15 protein-coding genes are annotated in these 15,043 nt (G+C 64.6%); 11 read left to right on the forward strand and 4 right to left on the reverse strand.

Features of this window, described 5'->3' with window-relative positions; translation table 11 throughout:
* Position 1 precedes the first annotated feature (1 nt).
* The 3 genes from CH249_RS08390 to CH249_RS08400 are packed head-to-tail and all read left to right on the forward strand — an operon-like array spanning position 2 to position 3,298.
* Positions 2-862 (forward strand): carbohydrate ABC transporter permease, encoded by an 861-nt coding sequence (locus CH249_RS08390; RefSeq protein ID WP_179273088.1) that lies wholly within the window; start codon positions 2-4, stop codon positions 860-862.
* A 28-nt stretch (positions 863-890) separates the two neighbouring features.
* Positions 891-2,216 (forward strand): ABC transporter substrate-binding protein, encoded by a 1,326-nt coding sequence (locus tag CH249_RS08395; protein WP_032396740.1) that lies wholly within the window; start codon positions 891-893, stop codon positions 2,214-2,216.
* Entirely contained in the window at positions 2,216-3,298 is a 1,083-nt protein-coding gene (locus CH249_RS08400) for an ABC transporter ATP-binding protein (RefSeq protein ID WP_032396739.1), read from the forward strand. The genes CH249_RS08395 and CH249_RS08400 overlap by 1 nt, the downstream gene beginning before the upstream one ends.
* On the opposite strand, the gene CH249_RS08405 is transcribed toward CH249_RS08400, so the two are convergent.
* Together CH249_RS08405 and CH249_RS08410 are read right to left on the reverse strand one after the other, a co-directional pair.
* Positions 3,276-4,586: a cytochrome P450 gene (locus CH249_RS08405; RefSeq protein WP_094682044.1), complete on the reverse strand. Its 1,311-nt coding sequence runs from the start codon at positions 4,584-4,586 to the stop codon at positions 3,276-3,278. The genes CH249_RS08400 and CH249_RS08405 overlap by 23 nt on opposite strands.
* 35 nt (positions 4,587-4,621) lie before the next feature.
* On the reverse strand, positions 4,622-6,580 hold the full coding sequence (locus tag CH249_RS08410) for a M13 family metallopeptidase (protein WP_094682043.1): 1,959 nt from the start codon (positions 6,578-6,580) through the stop codon (positions 4,622-4,624).
* A gap of 54 nt (positions 6,581-6,634) precedes the next feature.
* Between CH249_RS08410 and CH249_RS08415 the strand changes: the two genes are divergently transcribed.
* From CH249_RS08415 to CH249_RS08430, 4 genes are all read left to right on the forward strand, one after another.
* Positions 6,635-7,249, forward strand: a complete 615-nt coding sequence (locus CH249_RS08415; protein ID WP_094682053.1) for a TetR/AcrR family transcriptional regulator — start codon at positions 6,635-6,637, stop codon at positions 7,247-7,249.
* Positions 7,246-8,124, forward strand: a complete 879-nt coding sequence (locus CH249_RS08420; RefSeq protein ID WP_094682042.1) for an ABC transporter ATP-binding protein — start codon at positions 7,246-7,248, stop codon at positions 8,122-8,124. The genes CH249_RS08415 and CH249_RS08420 overlap by 4 nt, the downstream gene beginning before the upstream one ends.
* On the forward strand, positions 8,121-9,704 hold the full coding sequence (locus CH249_RS08425) for an ABC transporter permease (RefSeq protein WP_256980382.1): 1,584 nt from the start codon (positions 8,121-8,123) through the stop codon (positions 9,702-9,704). The genes CH249_RS08420 and CH249_RS08425 overlap by 4 nt, the downstream gene beginning before the upstream one ends.
* 105 nt (positions 9,705-9,809) lie before the next feature.
* Positions 9,810-10,928 (forward strand): GGDEF domain-containing protein, encoded by a 1,119-nt coding sequence (locus CH249_RS08430; RefSeq protein ID WP_094682041.1) that lies wholly within the window; start codon positions 9,810-9,812, stop codon positions 10,926-10,928.
* 17 nt (positions 10,929-10,945) lie between these two features.
* On the opposite strand, the gene CH249_RS08435 is transcribed toward CH249_RS08430, so the two are convergent.
* Positions 10,946-11,422 carry a DUF4190 domain-containing protein gene (locus CH249_RS08435; protein ID WP_230596931.1) on the reverse strand — a complete coding sequence of 159 codons (477 nt, stop codon included), beginning with the start codon at positions 11,420-11,422 and terminating at the stop codon, positions 10,946-10,948.
* Positions 11,423-11,533: 111 nt separating this feature from the next.
* Positions 11,534-12,298: a pirin-like bicupin family protein gene (locus CH249_RS08440; RefSeq protein ID WP_032396735.1), complete on the reverse strand. Its 765-nt coding sequence runs from the start codon at positions 12,296-12,298 to the stop codon at positions 11,534-11,536.
* Between the two features lie 157 nt (positions 12,299-12,455).
* Here CH249_RS08440 and CH249_RS08445 point away from each other — a divergent pair, with 157 nt between their 5' ends.
* From CH249_RS08445 to CH249_RS08455, 4 genes are all read left to right on the forward strand, one after another.
* Positions 12,456-13,841, forward strand: coding sequence for a hypothetical protein (locus CH249_RS08445; RefSeq protein ID WP_094629195.1), 1,386 nt, complete (start codon positions 12,456-12,458; stop codon positions 13,839-13,841).
* Between the two features lie 76 nt (positions 13,842-13,917).
* A complete protein-coding gene (locus CH249_RS27835; RefSeq protein WP_176459207.1) occupies positions 13,918-14,085 on the forward strand; it encodes a hypothetical protein in 168 nt (55 codons plus the stop codon).
* Between the two features lie 164 nt (positions 14,086-14,249).
* Positions 14,250-14,684 (forward strand): GtrA family protein, encoded by a 435-nt coding sequence (locus tag CH249_RS08450; protein WP_141214694.1) that lies wholly within the window; start codon positions 14,250-14,252, stop codon positions 14,682-14,684.
* Positions 14,685-14,812: 128 nt separating this feature from the next.
* Positions 14,813-15,043: acyl-ACP desaturase (locus CH249_RS08455; protein WP_179273086.1), on the forward strand; the 231-nt coding region annotated here is incomplete at its 3' end.

Below are 15,043 nucleotides of genomic sequence, written 5' to 3' on the forward strand. Positions count from 1 at the left end.
AATGCCGGAGAAGGTGCCGGGGCCACGCGACCAGCAACGTGCGCGACGCAGCGCGAACATCCTCGGATACGCGGCCATGGTCGCCGTCCTGCTGATGATCGGGCTGCCACTGTTCTGGATCCTGATCACCTCCTTCAAGGATCGACCCGACATCTACGTTCAGCCGGTCACGTGGTGGCCCAGCGTGTTCCATCCGCAGAACTACGACGAGGCGACGACGGAGGTGCCGTTCTTCACGTATCTGCGCAACTCCATCATCATCACCACGGCCGTGTCGTCCATGAAGTTCGTCCTCGGGGTTCTCAGTGCCTACGGACTGGTGTTCCTGCGCTTCCCGGGCAAGAACGTCGTCTTTCTCGTCATCATCGCCGCCCTCATGGTGCCCAATCAGATCACCGTCATCTCCAACTACTCGCTCATTTCCGAGTTGGGGTGGCGGAACTCGTTCCAGGGCATCATAATTCCGCTGGTAGGGGTCGCCTTCGGTACGTTCCTGATGCGCAACCACTTCCTGTCGCTGCCACCGGAGATCATCGAGGCCGCGCGGATGGACGGTGCCGGACCGGTGCGGCTGATGTTCCGGGTGATCCTGCCGCTGTCCGGCCCGACCATGGTCGCCTTCGCCATCATCACGATCGTCACCGAATGGAACGAGTACCTCTGGCCGTTCCTGATGTCCGACGACTCGTCCGTCGCACCGCTTCCGGTCGGGTTGACGCTGCTCCAGAACAGCGAGGGCTACACCAACTGGGGCGCGGTGATGGCCGCGACGGTGCTGACCATTCTGCCGATCCTTCTCGTCTTTCTCGTCCTGCAACGCCACATGATCAAGGGCCTCACCTCCGGTGCGGTCAAGGGCTGATTCACCTCACTATCAGGAGTCGAACACCATGGCACACATCATCAATCGGCGTGGCTTCCTCACGCTCACCGGTGCGGCCGCAGCCGCCGCAGCCCTCGCTGCGTGCAGCGGCCCCGGATCGGGTGGGTCGGGCGGCGAGGCTGTCGAAGGCGACGCGAACACCATCAACTTCTGGTCGAACCACCCCGGCAAGTCCCAGGAGTTCGAGAAGGAACTGATCTCGCGCTTCCAGGCCGAGAACCCCGGCCTGACGGTCAATCTCATCGACGGTGGCAAGAACTACGAGGAGGTGTCGCAGAAGTTCAACGCGGCGCTGTCCGGCAACGATGTGCCCGACGTCGTCGTGCTCTCGGACGTCTGGTGGTTCAACTACGCCCTCACCGGTGCGATCGAGCCGCTCGACAAGCACTTCTCCGCGGCAGGCGTCGACCAGTCCGACTACGTGGATTCGCTGCTGGCAGACTACAACTGGAACGGCAGCCACTGGGCATTGCCGTACGCGCGCTCGACGCCGCTGTTCTACTACAACAAGGCCGTCTGGCAGCAGGCCGGACTGCCCGATCGCGGGCCGGCCACCTGGCAGGAGTTCGACGAATGGGGCCCGCGTATTCAGGCCGTCGTCGGAAACGGCAAGCTCGCTCACGGTTGGGGTAACGCCGTCGACTACCTCGGGTGGACGTTCGAGGGACCCATCTGGACGTTCGGGGGATCGTACTCCGATCAGTTCGAGCTCAAATTCGACGACCCCAATACCATTGCGGCAGGCAAGTTCCTGCAGGACATGATCCACACCAAGAAGTACGCCGCGGTCTCCAACGACATCGCCAACGACTTCGCTGCCGGCATCATCGCGTCCACCATCGCCTCCACCGGCGACCTGTCCACCATCAAGGGCGGGGCGGCGTTCGAGTTCGGTACCGCGTTCCTGCCTGCCACCGAGGGGACCCCAGGTTGCCCCACCGGCGGAGCCGGTCTGGCCATTCCGGCGAAGATCTCGGACGAGCGAAAGGTCAACGCGCTCAAATTCATCGATTTCGTCACCAACGGTGCCAACACCGCGTACTTCTCCCAGAACACCGGCTACATGCCGGTCCGCAAGTCTGCGCAGCAGGACCCGTCGGAGATCGCATTCCTCGAGGCGAACCCCAACGCGAAGACGGCCGTGGACCAGTTGGCGCTGACGCGTTCGCAGGATTACGCCCGCGTGTTCGTCCCCGGCGGCGACAAGATCATCGGTAGTGGACTCGAGCAGATCGCGTTGCAGAATGCCGATGTCGCAACGACATTCGCATCCGTCTCGGATCAGTTGCAGCAGATCATCGACCGCCAGATCACCCCGAAGCTGCCGAAGTAATGGCCGCCGTTCACTACGCCGGTGTTTCGCACCGGTACCCGGGTGCCGATTCGCTCGCTGTCGACAACCTCGAACTCGACATCGCGGACGGTGAATTCATCGTTCTCGTCGGACCTTCGGGCTGTGGGAAGTCGACGAGTCTGCGAATGCTCGCCGGTCTCGAGTCCGTCGAAAGCGGTCACATCGACATCGGCGGAGTGGACGTCACGTCATTGGCCCCGCGGGCCAGGGATGTCGCGATGGTGTTCCAGAACTACGCGCTGTACCCCAACATGACCGTCGGCGACAACATGGGCTTCGCGCTGCGCAATGCCGGAATGAGCAAGTCCGACACAGCAGCACGAGTACTCGATGCCGCGAAGATGCTCGAGCTCGAGCCGTTGCTGAACCGCAAGCCCGGCAAGCTCTCGGGCGGACAGCGACAGCGAGTGGCCATGGGGCGCGCCATCGTGCGTCAACCCAAGGTGTTCTGCATGGACGAACCGTTGTCCAACCTCGACGCCAAGCTGCGGGTGTCGACCAGGGCTCAGATTGCCGGTCTGCAGCGACGATTGGGCACCACGACGGTCTACGTCACCCACGATCAGGTCGAGGCCATGACCATGGGTGATCGCGTTGCCGTGTTGCTGGACGGCAAGTTGCAGCAGATCGCTGCGCCGCGGGAGCTGTACGACAATCCCGTCAACACGTTCGTCGCCGGATTCATCGGGTCACCCGGGATGAATCTGGTCGACGCCCCCGTGCGCGACGGTGCGGCAGTACTCGGTGAGTTGCGCATTCCCGTCCCGTCCTCGGCGGGCGAGCGGGTCGTCGTCGGCGTGCGACCGGAATCGTGGGATCTGGTCGGCGACAGTGCCGGCGGCCTGCAACTGACCGTCGAGCTGATCGAGGAACTGGGTGCGGAGTCGTTCGTCTACGCCTCCGCACCCGCCACGATCGATGGGTGGACCACCGCATCCGGGAGGATGTCGGTCCGAGTCGATCGCAAGCTGTCCATCGCACTGGCCGAAACCGTTCGGCTGGTACCCAAGCTGGACGAGCTGTTCTTCTTCGATTCCGTTACAGGCCTGCGGTTGTCGTAGCCGGCTCGCCGAGATTCACTGGGAGCGTGGCCCATCCGTGCAGGACACGGGTATTGCGACGGGTTCCCTCGCCTGCCGACCGAAGGTGAGGGTACCGGTCGAACAGGGTCTTGAGGCCCACTTCCGATTCGGCCTTGGCCAGTGCAGCGCCGAGACAGTAGTGCCGCCCGCCCGAGAACGACAGGTGCTTACCGGCATTGGCGCGGGTGACGTCGAAGCGATTGGGGTCCTCGAACACCAGCGGATCCCGATTGGCACCGGCAAGCACCAGCACGACGAGCTTGCCCGCGTGCACCGTCACTCCCTCGACCTCCACGTCGCGCTTGGCCATGCGGGCCGTGAGCTGTACGGGAGACTCCATCCGCAGCATCTCGTCGACAGCCGTGGGCCAGTGTGACGGATCCTGTTGCAGCACAGCCAGTTGGTCGGGGTGATCCAGCAGCAGTTGGATCCCGCTGCCGAGCAGATTGACCGTCGTCTCGAACCCCGCAGCCAACACCAGACCTGCGGTGGCCCTGAGCTCCTCGTCGTTGAGGCCGACGCCCTCGTCCTCCGCGGCGATCAGCTGACTCATCAGATCGTCACCGGGATTGCGACGCAATCCGGCGATGTGTTGCGACAGCCAGGCGTCGAATCCGATCAGACCGCGTTCGACCTGCTTGAACTGAGACCACGACAATCCGATGTCGAGGCTGGGTGCGGCCATCTCGCCGAACTCGAGGACTCGCTGATTGTCCTCCACCGGTACTCCGAGGATGCGCCCGATGACCGCGACCGGTAGACGCGCACAGTAGCGATCGACGATGTCGACGACCGGAGAACCGTCGGACAGCTCGTCGAGCAGAGCATCGGCCGTTTCCTGCACCTGATCGCGCATCTTCTTCACCGCGCGGGCGGTGAAGACCGAGGACACCAGCTTGCGGTACCTCGTGTGGTCGGGTGGCTCGACCGAGAGCAGCGAGGGCGGCAGAATCGGGTGCAGTGCACCGGACCGGGTGTGCGCCTCGATCCAACGCAGCGGCCCGGGGAGGGTTGCGCCCAGCTGGGTGACGCGGAAATCGTCCGAGCGCAACAGGTCGAACGCCACCCGGTGGTGCACGGTGATGTTCGAGATCCGTGTCTTCACCAGCGGCGCGGTGGCGCGCAACTCCTCGTAGACGGGTGTCGGATCGGCCCGGGTCGCCGGATCGACCAGCAGCATCGCTTGCCGATCACCTGCGGCCGCCCCCCGTTTGGCCGCGAGGCGCACCACCCCGTGTGCGGCCAGCCAGCGTGCGAATTCCTTCATCCGATGTCCCCTCCCCGTTGTGTACCAGCCTGTTGCTACCAGATCTTGACGCGCTTCCCCGGGTCCAAGTACAGCGCATCTCCGGGCCGTACGTCGAATGCTTCGTGAAAACTGTCGAGATTTCGCACGACGCCGTTGCAGCGGAACTCCGGCGGCGAGTGCGGATCGACGGCGAGTCGACGGATTGCCTCGGCATCGCGTGCCTTGGTGCGCCACACCTGTGACCACCCGAAGAACACGCGCTGCAGGCCGCTCAGGCCGTCGAGCACCGGCGCGTCCTTGCCTTCGAGCGAGATCTCGTAGGCGGCAACCGCGATCGACAGACCACCGAGGTCGCCGATGTTCTCGCCGATGGTGAACTCGCCGTTGACCTTGTGGCCGGGCAGTGCCTTGGGTTCGAATTCGTTGTACTGCTCGATCAGGGCCGTGGTGCGCTTGCCGAATTCGGTGCGGTCGCTGTCGGTCCACCAGTCCACCATGTTGCCGTCACCGTCGTACTTGGCACCTTGATCGTCGAACCCGTGGCCGATCTCGTGACCGATGACTGCTCCGATACCGCCGTAGTTGGCCGCGTCGTCGGCCTCGGGGTCGAAGAACGGTGGCTGCAGAATGGCTGCGGGAAAGACGATCTCGTTCATGCCGGGGTTGTAGTACGCGTTGACGGTCTGCGGCGTCATGAACCACTCGTCACGGTCGACGGGTCCGCCGAGCTTGTCGAGGTCGCGCTGGTAGTCCGCGGTGTAGCCGCGGCGGTAGTTGCCGAGCAGATCGTCGGCGCTGATCTCGACGCTCGAGTAATCGCGCCACCGATCGGGGTAGCCGATCTTGGGGGTGAACTTGCCCAGCTTGTCCAAGGCCTTCTCACGCGTCTCCGGGCTCATCCATTCGAGCTCGGAGATGTTGCGTCGATACGCCTCGGTGAGGTTCTCGACGAGCACCTGCATCCTGGCCTTGGAGTCGGCCGGGAAGTGGCGTTCGACGTAGAGCTTGCCGACGGCCTCCCCGAGCACGTCCTGAACCAGGGAGACTCCGCGCTTCCACCGTTCGCGATTCTCCTCGGTACCGGTCAGCGTCGTTCCGTAGAACGCGAAGTTCTCGTCCACGATCGCGCTCGTCAGGAACGGCGCACGCGAATGCACGACGCGCCAGGCCAGCCACGCCTTCCATGCCTCGATGTCCTCGGAAGTCCACAGCGAGACGAAGGTGCTGAGGAACGGTGGCTGGCGCACGACGATCTCTGCGAACTGCTCGGTAGTGGCACCGAGCCCGGACATCCATGCAGCCCAATTGAATCCGGCACCGTTCTGAACCAGGGTGTCGAAATCGACCAGGTTGTAGCTCTTCTCGGCGTCACGCCTGGCCACGACGTCCCAGTGGCCGGCGGCGATCTTCTGCTCGAGGTCGAACACCGTCTGAGCGTCGTACTCGATGCCGCTGAGCGCGAACATCTTCGAGATGTGCTCGAGGTAGCTCGTACGGATCTCGGCGTACTCGTCCTGGCGGTAGTACGACTCGTCCGGCAGGCCGATGCCGGATTGGCTGAAGTGGACCAGGTAGCGATCGGACTGCTTGGCGTCGGTGTCGACGTAGTGGCCGATTGCACCGCCGACGCCCGTGCGTTGCAGGGAGCCGAGAACGCCTGCGAGGGTGACGAGGTCGGTGGCGTCGGAGATGGCGGTGAGCTCGTCGGCGATCGGGGTGACGCCGAGTTGCTCGGCACGGTCGGCGTCCATGAAGCTCGAGAACAGGTCGCCGATCTTCTGCGCGTCGCTACCCGCGGGCGGGTTCGCGGCGGCCGATTCTTCGATGATGGTCTGTACGTCGACCTCGGCGCGGTCGTACAGCGTGCGGAATGCTCCGTCGACTGCGCGGTCGGCCGGGATGTCGTACTCCTCGAGCCATTTGCCGTTGACGTGCACGAACAGGTCGTCCTGTGCGCGTGTGTTCTCGTCCTGGTAGCTGAGATCGATGCCCGAGTTCACTACTGAAGTCATGCGTCCATCTTTACACTCTTGCGCTCGATTGTACGGGTGTTTAATGTGCTGTACATGCGTTCAGTATCGGAGGATCTCACCACCAGGGCACGAATCCGCGACACCGCGATCGGCGTCTTCGGCTCACAGGGCTTCACCGCAGGCGTGCGGTCCATCGCCACCGCGGCGGGAGTCTCTCCCGGGCTGCTCAATCACCACTTCGGGTCCAAGGACGGGCTGCGCGCAGCGTGCGACGAGCACGTTCTGCGAGTGATCCGCGAATCGAAGACCGCCTCGGCTGCGCCCGCAGGCATGCTGGAACAGCTCGCTCGGATCGACGAGTACGCGCCGCTGGTCGCCTACATGGTGCGGAGCTTCTCCTCGGGCGGTGCGCTGGCGCGAGAGTTGTTCGAGCACATGGTCGATGACGCCGTCCGCTACATCGACGAAGGAGTCCGCGACGGCCGATTCACCCCCAGTCGAGACCCCGCGGCACGCGCCCGATTCCTGACGCGACAGAACGTCGGCGGACTACTGCTGTACGTGCAGATGGCCGGCCCCGACGTCGATTTCCGCGAGGCACTGAGCGCCCTCGGCCACGAGGTCATGTTGCCCGCGCTCGAGCTCTACACCGACGGACTGTTCACCGACTCCCGAGCTTTGGACACGTATCTGGAGGCGAAAGAATGACCGACGCAATCGCAGTGGACGACCTGGTGAAGAAATTCGGTTCGGTTCGGGCGCTCGACGGACTGTCGCTGCACGTACCGACCGGTGAGGTGCACGGCTTCCTCGGTCCCAACGGAGCCGGCAAATCCACGACGATCCGCATCCTGCTGGGTCTGATCCGCGCGACGAAAGGCGACGTGCGGCTGCTCGGCAGCGACCCCTGGTCCGACGCCGTAGCGCTGCATCGACGCCTGGCCTACGTGCCGGGTGACGTGACGCTGTGGCCGTCGCTCACCGGCGGTGAGGTGATCGACCTGCTCGGCCGAATGCGAGGAGGCATCGACTCTGCTCGCCGGGCCGAGTTGATCGAGAGGTTCTCCCTCGACCCGGGCAAGCGCACCCGCACCTACTCCAAGGGCAATCGCCAGAAGGTGGCGCTGATCTCGGCTCTGGCGTCGAACGTGGAGTTGCTCGTCCTCGACGAACCCACCTCGGGACTCGATCCGCTGATGGAGCAGCATTTCGGCGACTGTGTGAAAGATGCTGCCCGACGCGGAGTCACGGTGCTGTTGTCCTCGCACATCCTGTCCGAGGTGGATGCACTGTGCAGTTCGGTGACGATCGTCAAGGACGGGCGGACGGTCGACACCGGGACTCTGGCGTCGATGCGACACCTGTCTCGTACGACGGTCACCGCCGATCTCGAGCGCATGCCCGACGGTTTGACCACGCTCGCGGGGGTGTCCGACGTCCGAGTCGCGGGATCATCGGTCACCTGCACGGTGGAGAACGAAGCCCTTGCGGCGACGATGCACGTGCTGGCCGACGCCGGAGTCCGCAGCCTGGTCAGCTCCGCTCCGACACTCGAAGAACTGTTCCTGAGGTACTACGCATGAAGGCTCTGACAGGAACCGGCGCGTTGCTGCGGTTGTATCTGCGTCGCGATCGTCTGGTGGCACCGGTGTGGATCGTTCTGCTCGGGGCGTTGCCGCTGCTGTACGCGGTCAGCTTCGAGGGCCTGTATCCGACGGCGGCGGATCGTCAGGCGTTCTACCTCGGGACTCTGTCGGCGCCCGCGCAGGCAGCGCTCGTCGGCCCGATCTTCGGTAGTGACCTGGGAGCTCTGGTGTCCTGGCGTTCGGGGTTGGTGCTGGCGCTGGTTCCGCTGGCGGCGATCCTCACTGTGGTCCGTCACACCCGAGGTGAGGAGGATGCGGGTCGAACCGAGCTGATCGGATCGACGGCGGTGGGACGCTACGCCGGGTTGGCCGCGGCGATCGCGTTGGCGGGCGGCGCGGTGGCGGCGACGGGAATGTTGTCGTCTCTCTCGCTGTGGGCGTTCGGCCTGCCGGTGGCCGGGAGCGTCGCGTACGGGGCGTCGGTCGCCGTGGTGGGGATCGTCTTCGTCGGCTGTGCGGCAGTGTCGGCGCAGGTGGCGTCGGGAGCTCGGGTGGCTCGCGGTTACGCCCTCGGCGTGCTGGCCGCAGCGTTCGTTCTCAGAGCTGTCGGCGACATCGGCTCGGGAACCCTGTCGTGGTTCTCGCCGATCGGGTGGTCGGCGCAGGTGCGGCCGTTCGCCGACGAGAGGTGGTGGCCGCTGTTGCTGTCGCCGGCGGCCGCAGCCGCATTCTGTGCCGCGGCATTCGTGGCCGCGAGTCGACGCGACCTCGGCAGTGGGCTGCGGGCCGAGCGCCGCGGGCGGGTGGCCGCCGCTCCGTCACTGTCCGGTCCCGTCGCTCTCGCCTGGCGACTCTCTCGCGGAACCATCGTCGTCTGGACCGTCGGGCTCGCCCTGTTCGGCACTGTCGTCGGAGCGTCCACGGACGGGATCGACGACCAGCTCGGCAGCAGTACTGCTATCGGCGACGCGCTCGGAAAATTCGGCGGTACCACACTCGAACAATCGTTCGTTGCGGCCGTGCTGAGCATCGTCGGCATCATGGTGGCGGCCTACTCGGTGTCGGCCCTGCTGCGCCTCCACGCCGAGGAAGAGGCGGGTCTGGCCGAGATCGTTCTCGCCACCGGCGTCTCGCGGATCCGCTGGCTGGCAGGGCACCTACTCCTGGCCGTTCTCGGCCCGGCGTGGCTGCTGCTGGTCGTCGGCCTCACCATCGGGCTGACGTACGGGTCGGCGACCGGCGATGTCTCGGGCGAACTGCCGTCCGTCGTCGGCGGCGCACTGGGTCAGCTCCCGGCCGTATGGGTGGTGACGGCCATCGGCCTTGCCCTGTTCGGCGCTGTCCCCCGATTCGCGACCGTCCTGTGGGCCGTTCTGGGCGGCTTCGTCGCCGTCGGCCAGGTCGGGTCGGTCGTGGGCCTGCCTCAGCCCTGGCTCGATCTCTCGCCCTTCACTCATGTTCCGCGATTGCCGGGAGCGGCAGTCGAATTCGCGCCGATCGGATGGCTCGTCGTGATCGCCATCGTCGTCGGTATGGGAGGTTTCACAGCGTTCCGACAAAGAGGCATCCGAGGGTGATGTGCGTCCGATAGCATCGGGTGTGGCCGATTTGTCCGGCCCGGTCCGACATGGTGGCGTCCTGTCGGGTCCGTGATCTCTGAGCCGAACGCGCATGGAGGTTACGTGCACTCGACATTCCTGCGCACATGGTGGAACCAGCCGCACAGCTACGAATCGGTGGTGAGCTACCTCGGGCTGCACGGTGCGCTCGCTCCGTATCGCCTCGCTGCATCCTTGAGTACGTTCTCGTACGGACTCGCCGCTGCCGCACTGTTGTTGCTCACCGATTCCCCGCCGACATCGACTGTCGGCCGGTCGATCATCGTGGTTGCGATCGTGTCGACGCTCGCGGTCGGTGTCGCCTGGCTGAAAGCTCCCTGGCCTTCGAAGCGGGTGTCTCTGTTGTTCGCCGTGTACTCGGACGTCGGAGTGACGCTGGTTCTGTTGTCCTACGGATCGCCCCAGACCACCTTCCTGGCCCTCGCGATGCTCGCAGCCAACAGCGTGTACGTCCAGCTCTTCCACAGTCCGAAAGTCATGGCGCTGCACTTGCTGTGGGCCGGGTCGGCCGTGACGCTCTTCTTCGTGCTGATCCTGCTCTCACCCGACACCGATCCCGGATTGGCCGTCGCGCAGCTGGTGGTGCTGTTGCCCATCACGTTCATGGGCCCCACGTTCTTCCAGTATCTGCTTCTCAAACTGCAGGTTCAGGCGCAGGCGGCCAACTTCGATCCACTCACTCAAGTGCGCAACCGGCGCGGGCTCGACGAGGCACTGCCGGTGTATTTCCTGGGGGCGAACGATGTGTCGGTGATGGTCGTCGACGTGGACCGATTCAAGTCGATCAACGACAGATTCGGTCACCACCAGGGGGACGCGGCCCTGCAACTCGTCGCACGTCGGTTGACGACGGACGGTGTGCTGGTTGCGCGGGTGGGCGGTGAAGAGTTCGCCGTGGTGACCAAATCGGCCGAGAACCAGGCCCTCGCGCTGGCCGAGAAGTATCGCTGCGCCGCGCATTCCGCGGAGGACCCCGCGCCCCTGACGGTGAGCATCGGCGTCGCGCATTGCACGTATCCGATTTCCGACGACATCGATTTCGACATCGTGGAACTCACCACGCTGCTGTTGCGGCGAGCCGACGCGGCGATGTACGAAGCCAAGCAGCAGGGCGGCAATCAGGTGGTCGTGGCGGGCTCGACGCCCCGACGTGATCGGTCTCCGTCAGGCACCGAGACCTGAGTGCCTGACGCGGCGGCTCAGTTCGGTGTGGAGTCGTCGTACTGGTTCTCGACGTTCTGCTGGAATTCGTCGGCACATTGCTGTTGTGCGGCAGTATCGCTGCCTGCGTTGCTGAGGCAGTCGGTGAAGTCCTGTCCACCGACTGCGTTGAACAGGCCGACCCCGACGACGACGAGAACGATCGACAGCGCTGCGGCCACGAAACCCAGAACGATCGCGATGAGTGACACGGTGCCGTTGGTGGCGGTGCGCTTCTTGTACCTGGAACGTCCGACGAAGCCGAGAACGATGGCGATCAGGCCGAGAAGAATGCCCCCGACGATGGTCCAGGAGAACAACACACCCAGAATCGCCAGGACCAGAGCCACCGTGCCGACGGTGTTCTTCGGTGCCGGTGGCTGTTGTTGGTAGCCGCCCTGCTGGGGGTACTCACCGGGTGAAGGGTAGTTTCCGGGCGGGGGATAGTTTCCGGGCGGCGGATTCTGATTCGACACGTTGAGTACCTCCGATATCGGCGATCGTGAACGCTCGGAGTGTATGTGGGTGGCTTCGGTGCGCACAGGAGCCACGTGCTCGCGTGATCAACTTGTCATCGAACGGGTGAGTCACCCGCCGAGCCGCGAATGCATCTCCCAGATGAGTACCTCGGCCGATTCGGTCGCGGTAACACGTTGTCCGCCAGTGGAACTCATGCGGACTGCATCACCCTCCCAGAGCTCGCCCACCCCCTCGAGCGTGACAGTGCCGCGCGCGACGAACAGGTGCACGAACGGGGCGTCGGGCACGGTCACGGAGGCTCCGGGCAACAACCTTGCCGCGTGCAGTGCAGCCGACTTCTGGCCGATGGTGATCGCTGCCCGATCACGGTGCTTGTGCATTCCCGACGCGACGGTGACCAACCCGCCGCGCAGTAGTTCGTCGCCGATCTCGAGCTGTTCGTATCCGGGTGTGGCACCGGGACTGTCCGGGAGCACCCACATTTGCACGAAGCGAACGGGTTCGGTGTGCCTGTTGCCGTCGATGCTCCAGGAGTCGTTCTTCTCGGAGTGCATGATGCCCTTGCCCGCGGTCATCCGTTGCGCGAGGCCGGGATGGATGATTCCGGAGTGTCCGATGGAATCCTGATGCACCAGTGAACCCTGCATCACCCACGTGACGATCTCCATGTCGCGATGCGGATGTGTCTCGAAACCCTGACCGGCGGTGACGATGTCGTCGTTGTTGACCAGCAACAGTCCGTGATGGGTGTTGTCGGGGTCGTAGTGCTGGCCGAAGGAGAACGAATGTTTCGAGTCCAGCCAGGACACACGGGTTTTCGATCGATCACCGGCGCGGTGTACGTCGATGTGGGCGGTCAGTGGAGCGGACATGTGACCACTCTACGAGCATGTCCGTGCACCGGCGTACGACCTGCATAACGTTCGGGTGTCTTTGCGGTCGGTGTGTGAGCGTCGCCGGGAGTGGGTAGGTTTCGCTGAGTACGGTCACAAGCTCCGCAAACTCCCCCGAAGGCGGCGAGAGATTCTCATGGTCGGTTCCAGCTCGAGTGTGGCACGCACGATCGAACCCCAGCTCGAGGATGCTCTGGCGGCGTGGTTGCCAGGTCAACGGTGGTTCGGCGCAAAGGGTTCGACGGTCGGAGCGGTGCGCATCGTCGCGCGCGACGTGCTCCTGGACGAGCCGCATTTCGCGGCCGAGCATCTGCTGGTGGAGGTGCAGCTGACGCAGGACGGCACCGCCGTGACGCAGACCTACCAGGTTCCACTGGGGTTCCGCACCGAGCTGACCGACGATCTCCGACCGTGGACCCTGCCCGTGGCGGGCGAGGTGGCCGTGTTCGACGGTTTACGTGACCCCGAGATCATCGGCCTGTACGGCGATGCACTTGCCGCCGGAAAAGCCACTGGCAGCATCGAATTCAAGATCGTCGACGGTTCGAGTGTGCCGAGCGGTCTGCGCGGTCGGGTTCTGGGGGCAGAGCAGTCCAACACCTCGGTGATTCTCGGTGATCTGCTGTTGCTCAAGCTGTTTCGTCAGGTGCCGCCGGGAATCAGCCCCGATGTGGAACTGCATCGCGCGTTGGCGGCGGCGGGGAGCGTCAACGTCGCGCCGCTTCGCGGCTGGCTCGAAGCCGAAGTCGGCGGTGAACCCACGACGCTCGGCATGGCCCAGGATTTCGCCGCGAACTCCGCCGAAGGCTGGACTGCGGCGCTGGCCAGCGTGCAGGAGGTTTTCGATTCCCCGCAGACACCGATCGAAGAACTGCCGGCCGATTTCGCCTCCGACGCGCATCGAATCGGAGCAGCTGTGGCGCAGGTACACCACGATTTGGCATCGGAGTTGGGCACCGCCGAGCGGTCGGTGGAATCCACTGCCGTCGAGGAGATCCTCGCCCGCATCTCGGGAGTGGCACGGGTGGTGCCGGAGATCGCACAGTACATCCCGGCGGCGACCGCGCTGATCTCGCGGGCGGAGGCGTCGAACAGCACCACGGTGCAGCGCATCCACGGCGACCTGCATCTGGGTCAGGTGCTGGGCACTCCCGAACGGTGGCTGCTCATCGATTTCGAGGGTGAGCCGGCCAAGACCCTGGCCGAACGTAGGCAGATGGACAGCGCGCTGCGCGACGTCGCAGGAATGCTGCGCTCGTTCGACTACGCCGCCAACCACCTGCTGGTCGACCGCCCCGAGGACGAGTCGGCGCGCGAGCGGGCCGAGCAGTGGGCGGCGCGGAGCATCTCGGCATTCTTCGACGGATACGCCTCGGTGGCCGGGCACGATCCCCGTGACGAGGCCGACCTGTTGCGTGCATACGAACTGGACAAGGCCGTGTACGAAGTGCTGTACGAGGCGCGCAATCGGCCCACCTGGCTGTCGTTGCCGATGCGGGCCGTAGCGCGCCTGGTGAGTTGAACTGCAACGCACGAGGGGCGACGTCGACCGGCCCGTCTACGACAAGTACCGTATTGCCTGACACGGGAGGCAGGACATGAACGGTATCTTGGCAATTTTCGGCATCGCGGTGGTCGTCGTCACCATCGTCGTAGTGGTCGTGCTCGTTGCGGTGTTGTTCGTCGCATCGATCAAGCCCGACAGCCTCAACATCGACCTGGACCGCAAGAAGCGCGCCCGGGAAGAAAGTTCCACGAAAGCCTGAGACTTCCGTCACGCCCGAGACCGATTCGTCGGTGCGCGGAGTTGTATCGAGTCGAAGCGCCGACCGACGCTTCCGGTTCTACAACTGGAGTCCTCGTGAGCATTTCCCTGAAAGCTCCAGCTGCGTCCGGTTCGTCGGGCTGTGCGCCCCGCATCAGGTCGCGGATGCTCGGGGAGTCGGTGCTCGCTCAGTTCACGCGGTTCGTGATCGTCGGGGTGTCGAGCAACGGTGTGTACGCCCTGTTGTTCGTCGCGCTCGCTTCCCTCGGATCGTTCACCGCCAACCTCGCGGGTGTGGCCGCAAGTACCGTCCTGGCCAACGAACTGCACCGCCGTCACACCTTCCATGCGACCGGTCGAGTCGGTTGGTTCCAGACTCAGTGGGAAGCCGGAGGACTGGCCCTGATCGGGCTCGGTCTGAGCACCGCCTCACTGGCCGCAATGCACATCCTGTTCCCGGCGGCACCGACGTACGTACAGGTTCTGGTCGTGATCGCCGTGAGTGGCATCTTCGGAGCCGCCCGATTCCTCGCTCTTCGTGGCTGGGTGTTCCGTTCACCGGCTCTCGCAACCCCCGTATCGAATCTCGCCACTCGGTGAGCTGTGAAATCGCACCACTCGGCCTCGCCGGTGATTGCGACCTCTAACAGAATCCGGGCAAGGCACCCCGCACGACGCATCGATCGCCCTAGGCTGGCGAGCCGACGTCAACGCGAGGAGGCATGTCGATGGCCAGGGATCTGACACAGCTCGAGCTTCTGCAAGAGCTGGTGCCCACTGCCGAGGACAACGTGAACCGTCACCTGTCCATGGCTCGGGAGTGGCACCCTCACGATTACGTGCCGTGGGACGAAGGTCGCAACTTCGCCGCACTCGGCGGCCAGGACTACGACCCGGAGCAGTCCAAGCTCTCCGACGTCGCACAGGCCGCGATGATCACCAACCTGCTCACCGAGGAC

This window comes from Rhodococcus sp. 05-2255-3B1 (genome assembly GCF_002258545.1).
GTDB lineage: Bacteria > Actinomycetota > Actinomycetes > Mycobacteriales > Mycobacteriaceae > Rhodococcoides.

What these genes read in the sequence shown, in the direction of transcription:
- CH249_RS08405 (WP_094682044.1), bottom strand. Translation starts at nt 4,586, where the DNA reads ATGAAGGAATTCGCACGCTGGCTGGCCGCACACGGGGTGGTGCGCCTC.
- CH249_RS08390 (WP_179273088.1), top strand. Translation starts at nt 2, where the DNA reads ATGCCGGAGAAGGTGCCGGGGCCACGCGACCAGCAACGTGCGCGACGC.
- CH249_RS08450 (WP_141214694.1), top strand. Translation starts at nt 14,250, where the DNA reads ATGCTCGGGGAGTCGGTGCTCGCTCAGTTCACGCGGTTCGTGATCGTC.
- CH249_RS08425 (WP_256980382.1), top strand. Translation starts at nt 8,121, where the DNA reads ATGAAGGCTCTGACAGGAACCGGCGCGTTGCTGCGGTTGTATCTGCGT.
- CH249_RS08415 (WP_094682053.1), top strand. Translation starts at nt 6,635, where the DNA reads ATGCGTTCAGTATCGGAGGATCTCACCACCAGGGCACGAATCCGCGAC.
- CH249_RS08410 (WP_094682043.1), bottom strand. Translation starts at nt 6,580, where the DNA reads ATGACTTCAGTAGTGAACTCGGGCATCGATCTCAGCTACCAGGACGAG.
- CH249_RS08395 (WP_032396740.1), top strand. Translation starts at nt 891, where the DNA reads ATGGCACACATCATCAATCGGCGTGGCTTCCTCACGCTCACCGGTGCG.
- CH249_RS08400 (WP_032396739.1), top strand. Translation starts at nt 2,216, where the DNA reads ATGGCCGCCGTTCACTACGCCGGTGTTTCGCACCGGTACCCGGGTGCC.
- CH249_RS08445 (WP_094629195.1), top strand. Translation starts at nt 12,456, where the DNA reads ATGGTCGGTTCCAGCTCGAGTGTGGCACGCACGATCGAACCCCAGCTC.
- CH249_RS27835 (WP_176459207.1), top strand. Translation starts at nt 13,918, where the DNA reads ATGAACGGTATCTTGGCAATTTTCGGCATCGCGGTGGTCGTCGTCACC.
- CH249_RS08440 (WP_032396735.1), bottom strand. Translation starts at nt 12,298, where the DNA reads ATGTCCGCTCCACTGACCGCCCACATCGACGTACACCGCGCCGGTGAT.
- CH249_RS08420 (WP_094682042.1), top strand. Translation starts at nt 7,246, where the DNA reads ATGACCGACGCAATCGCAGTGGACGACCTGGTGAAGAAATTCGGTTCG.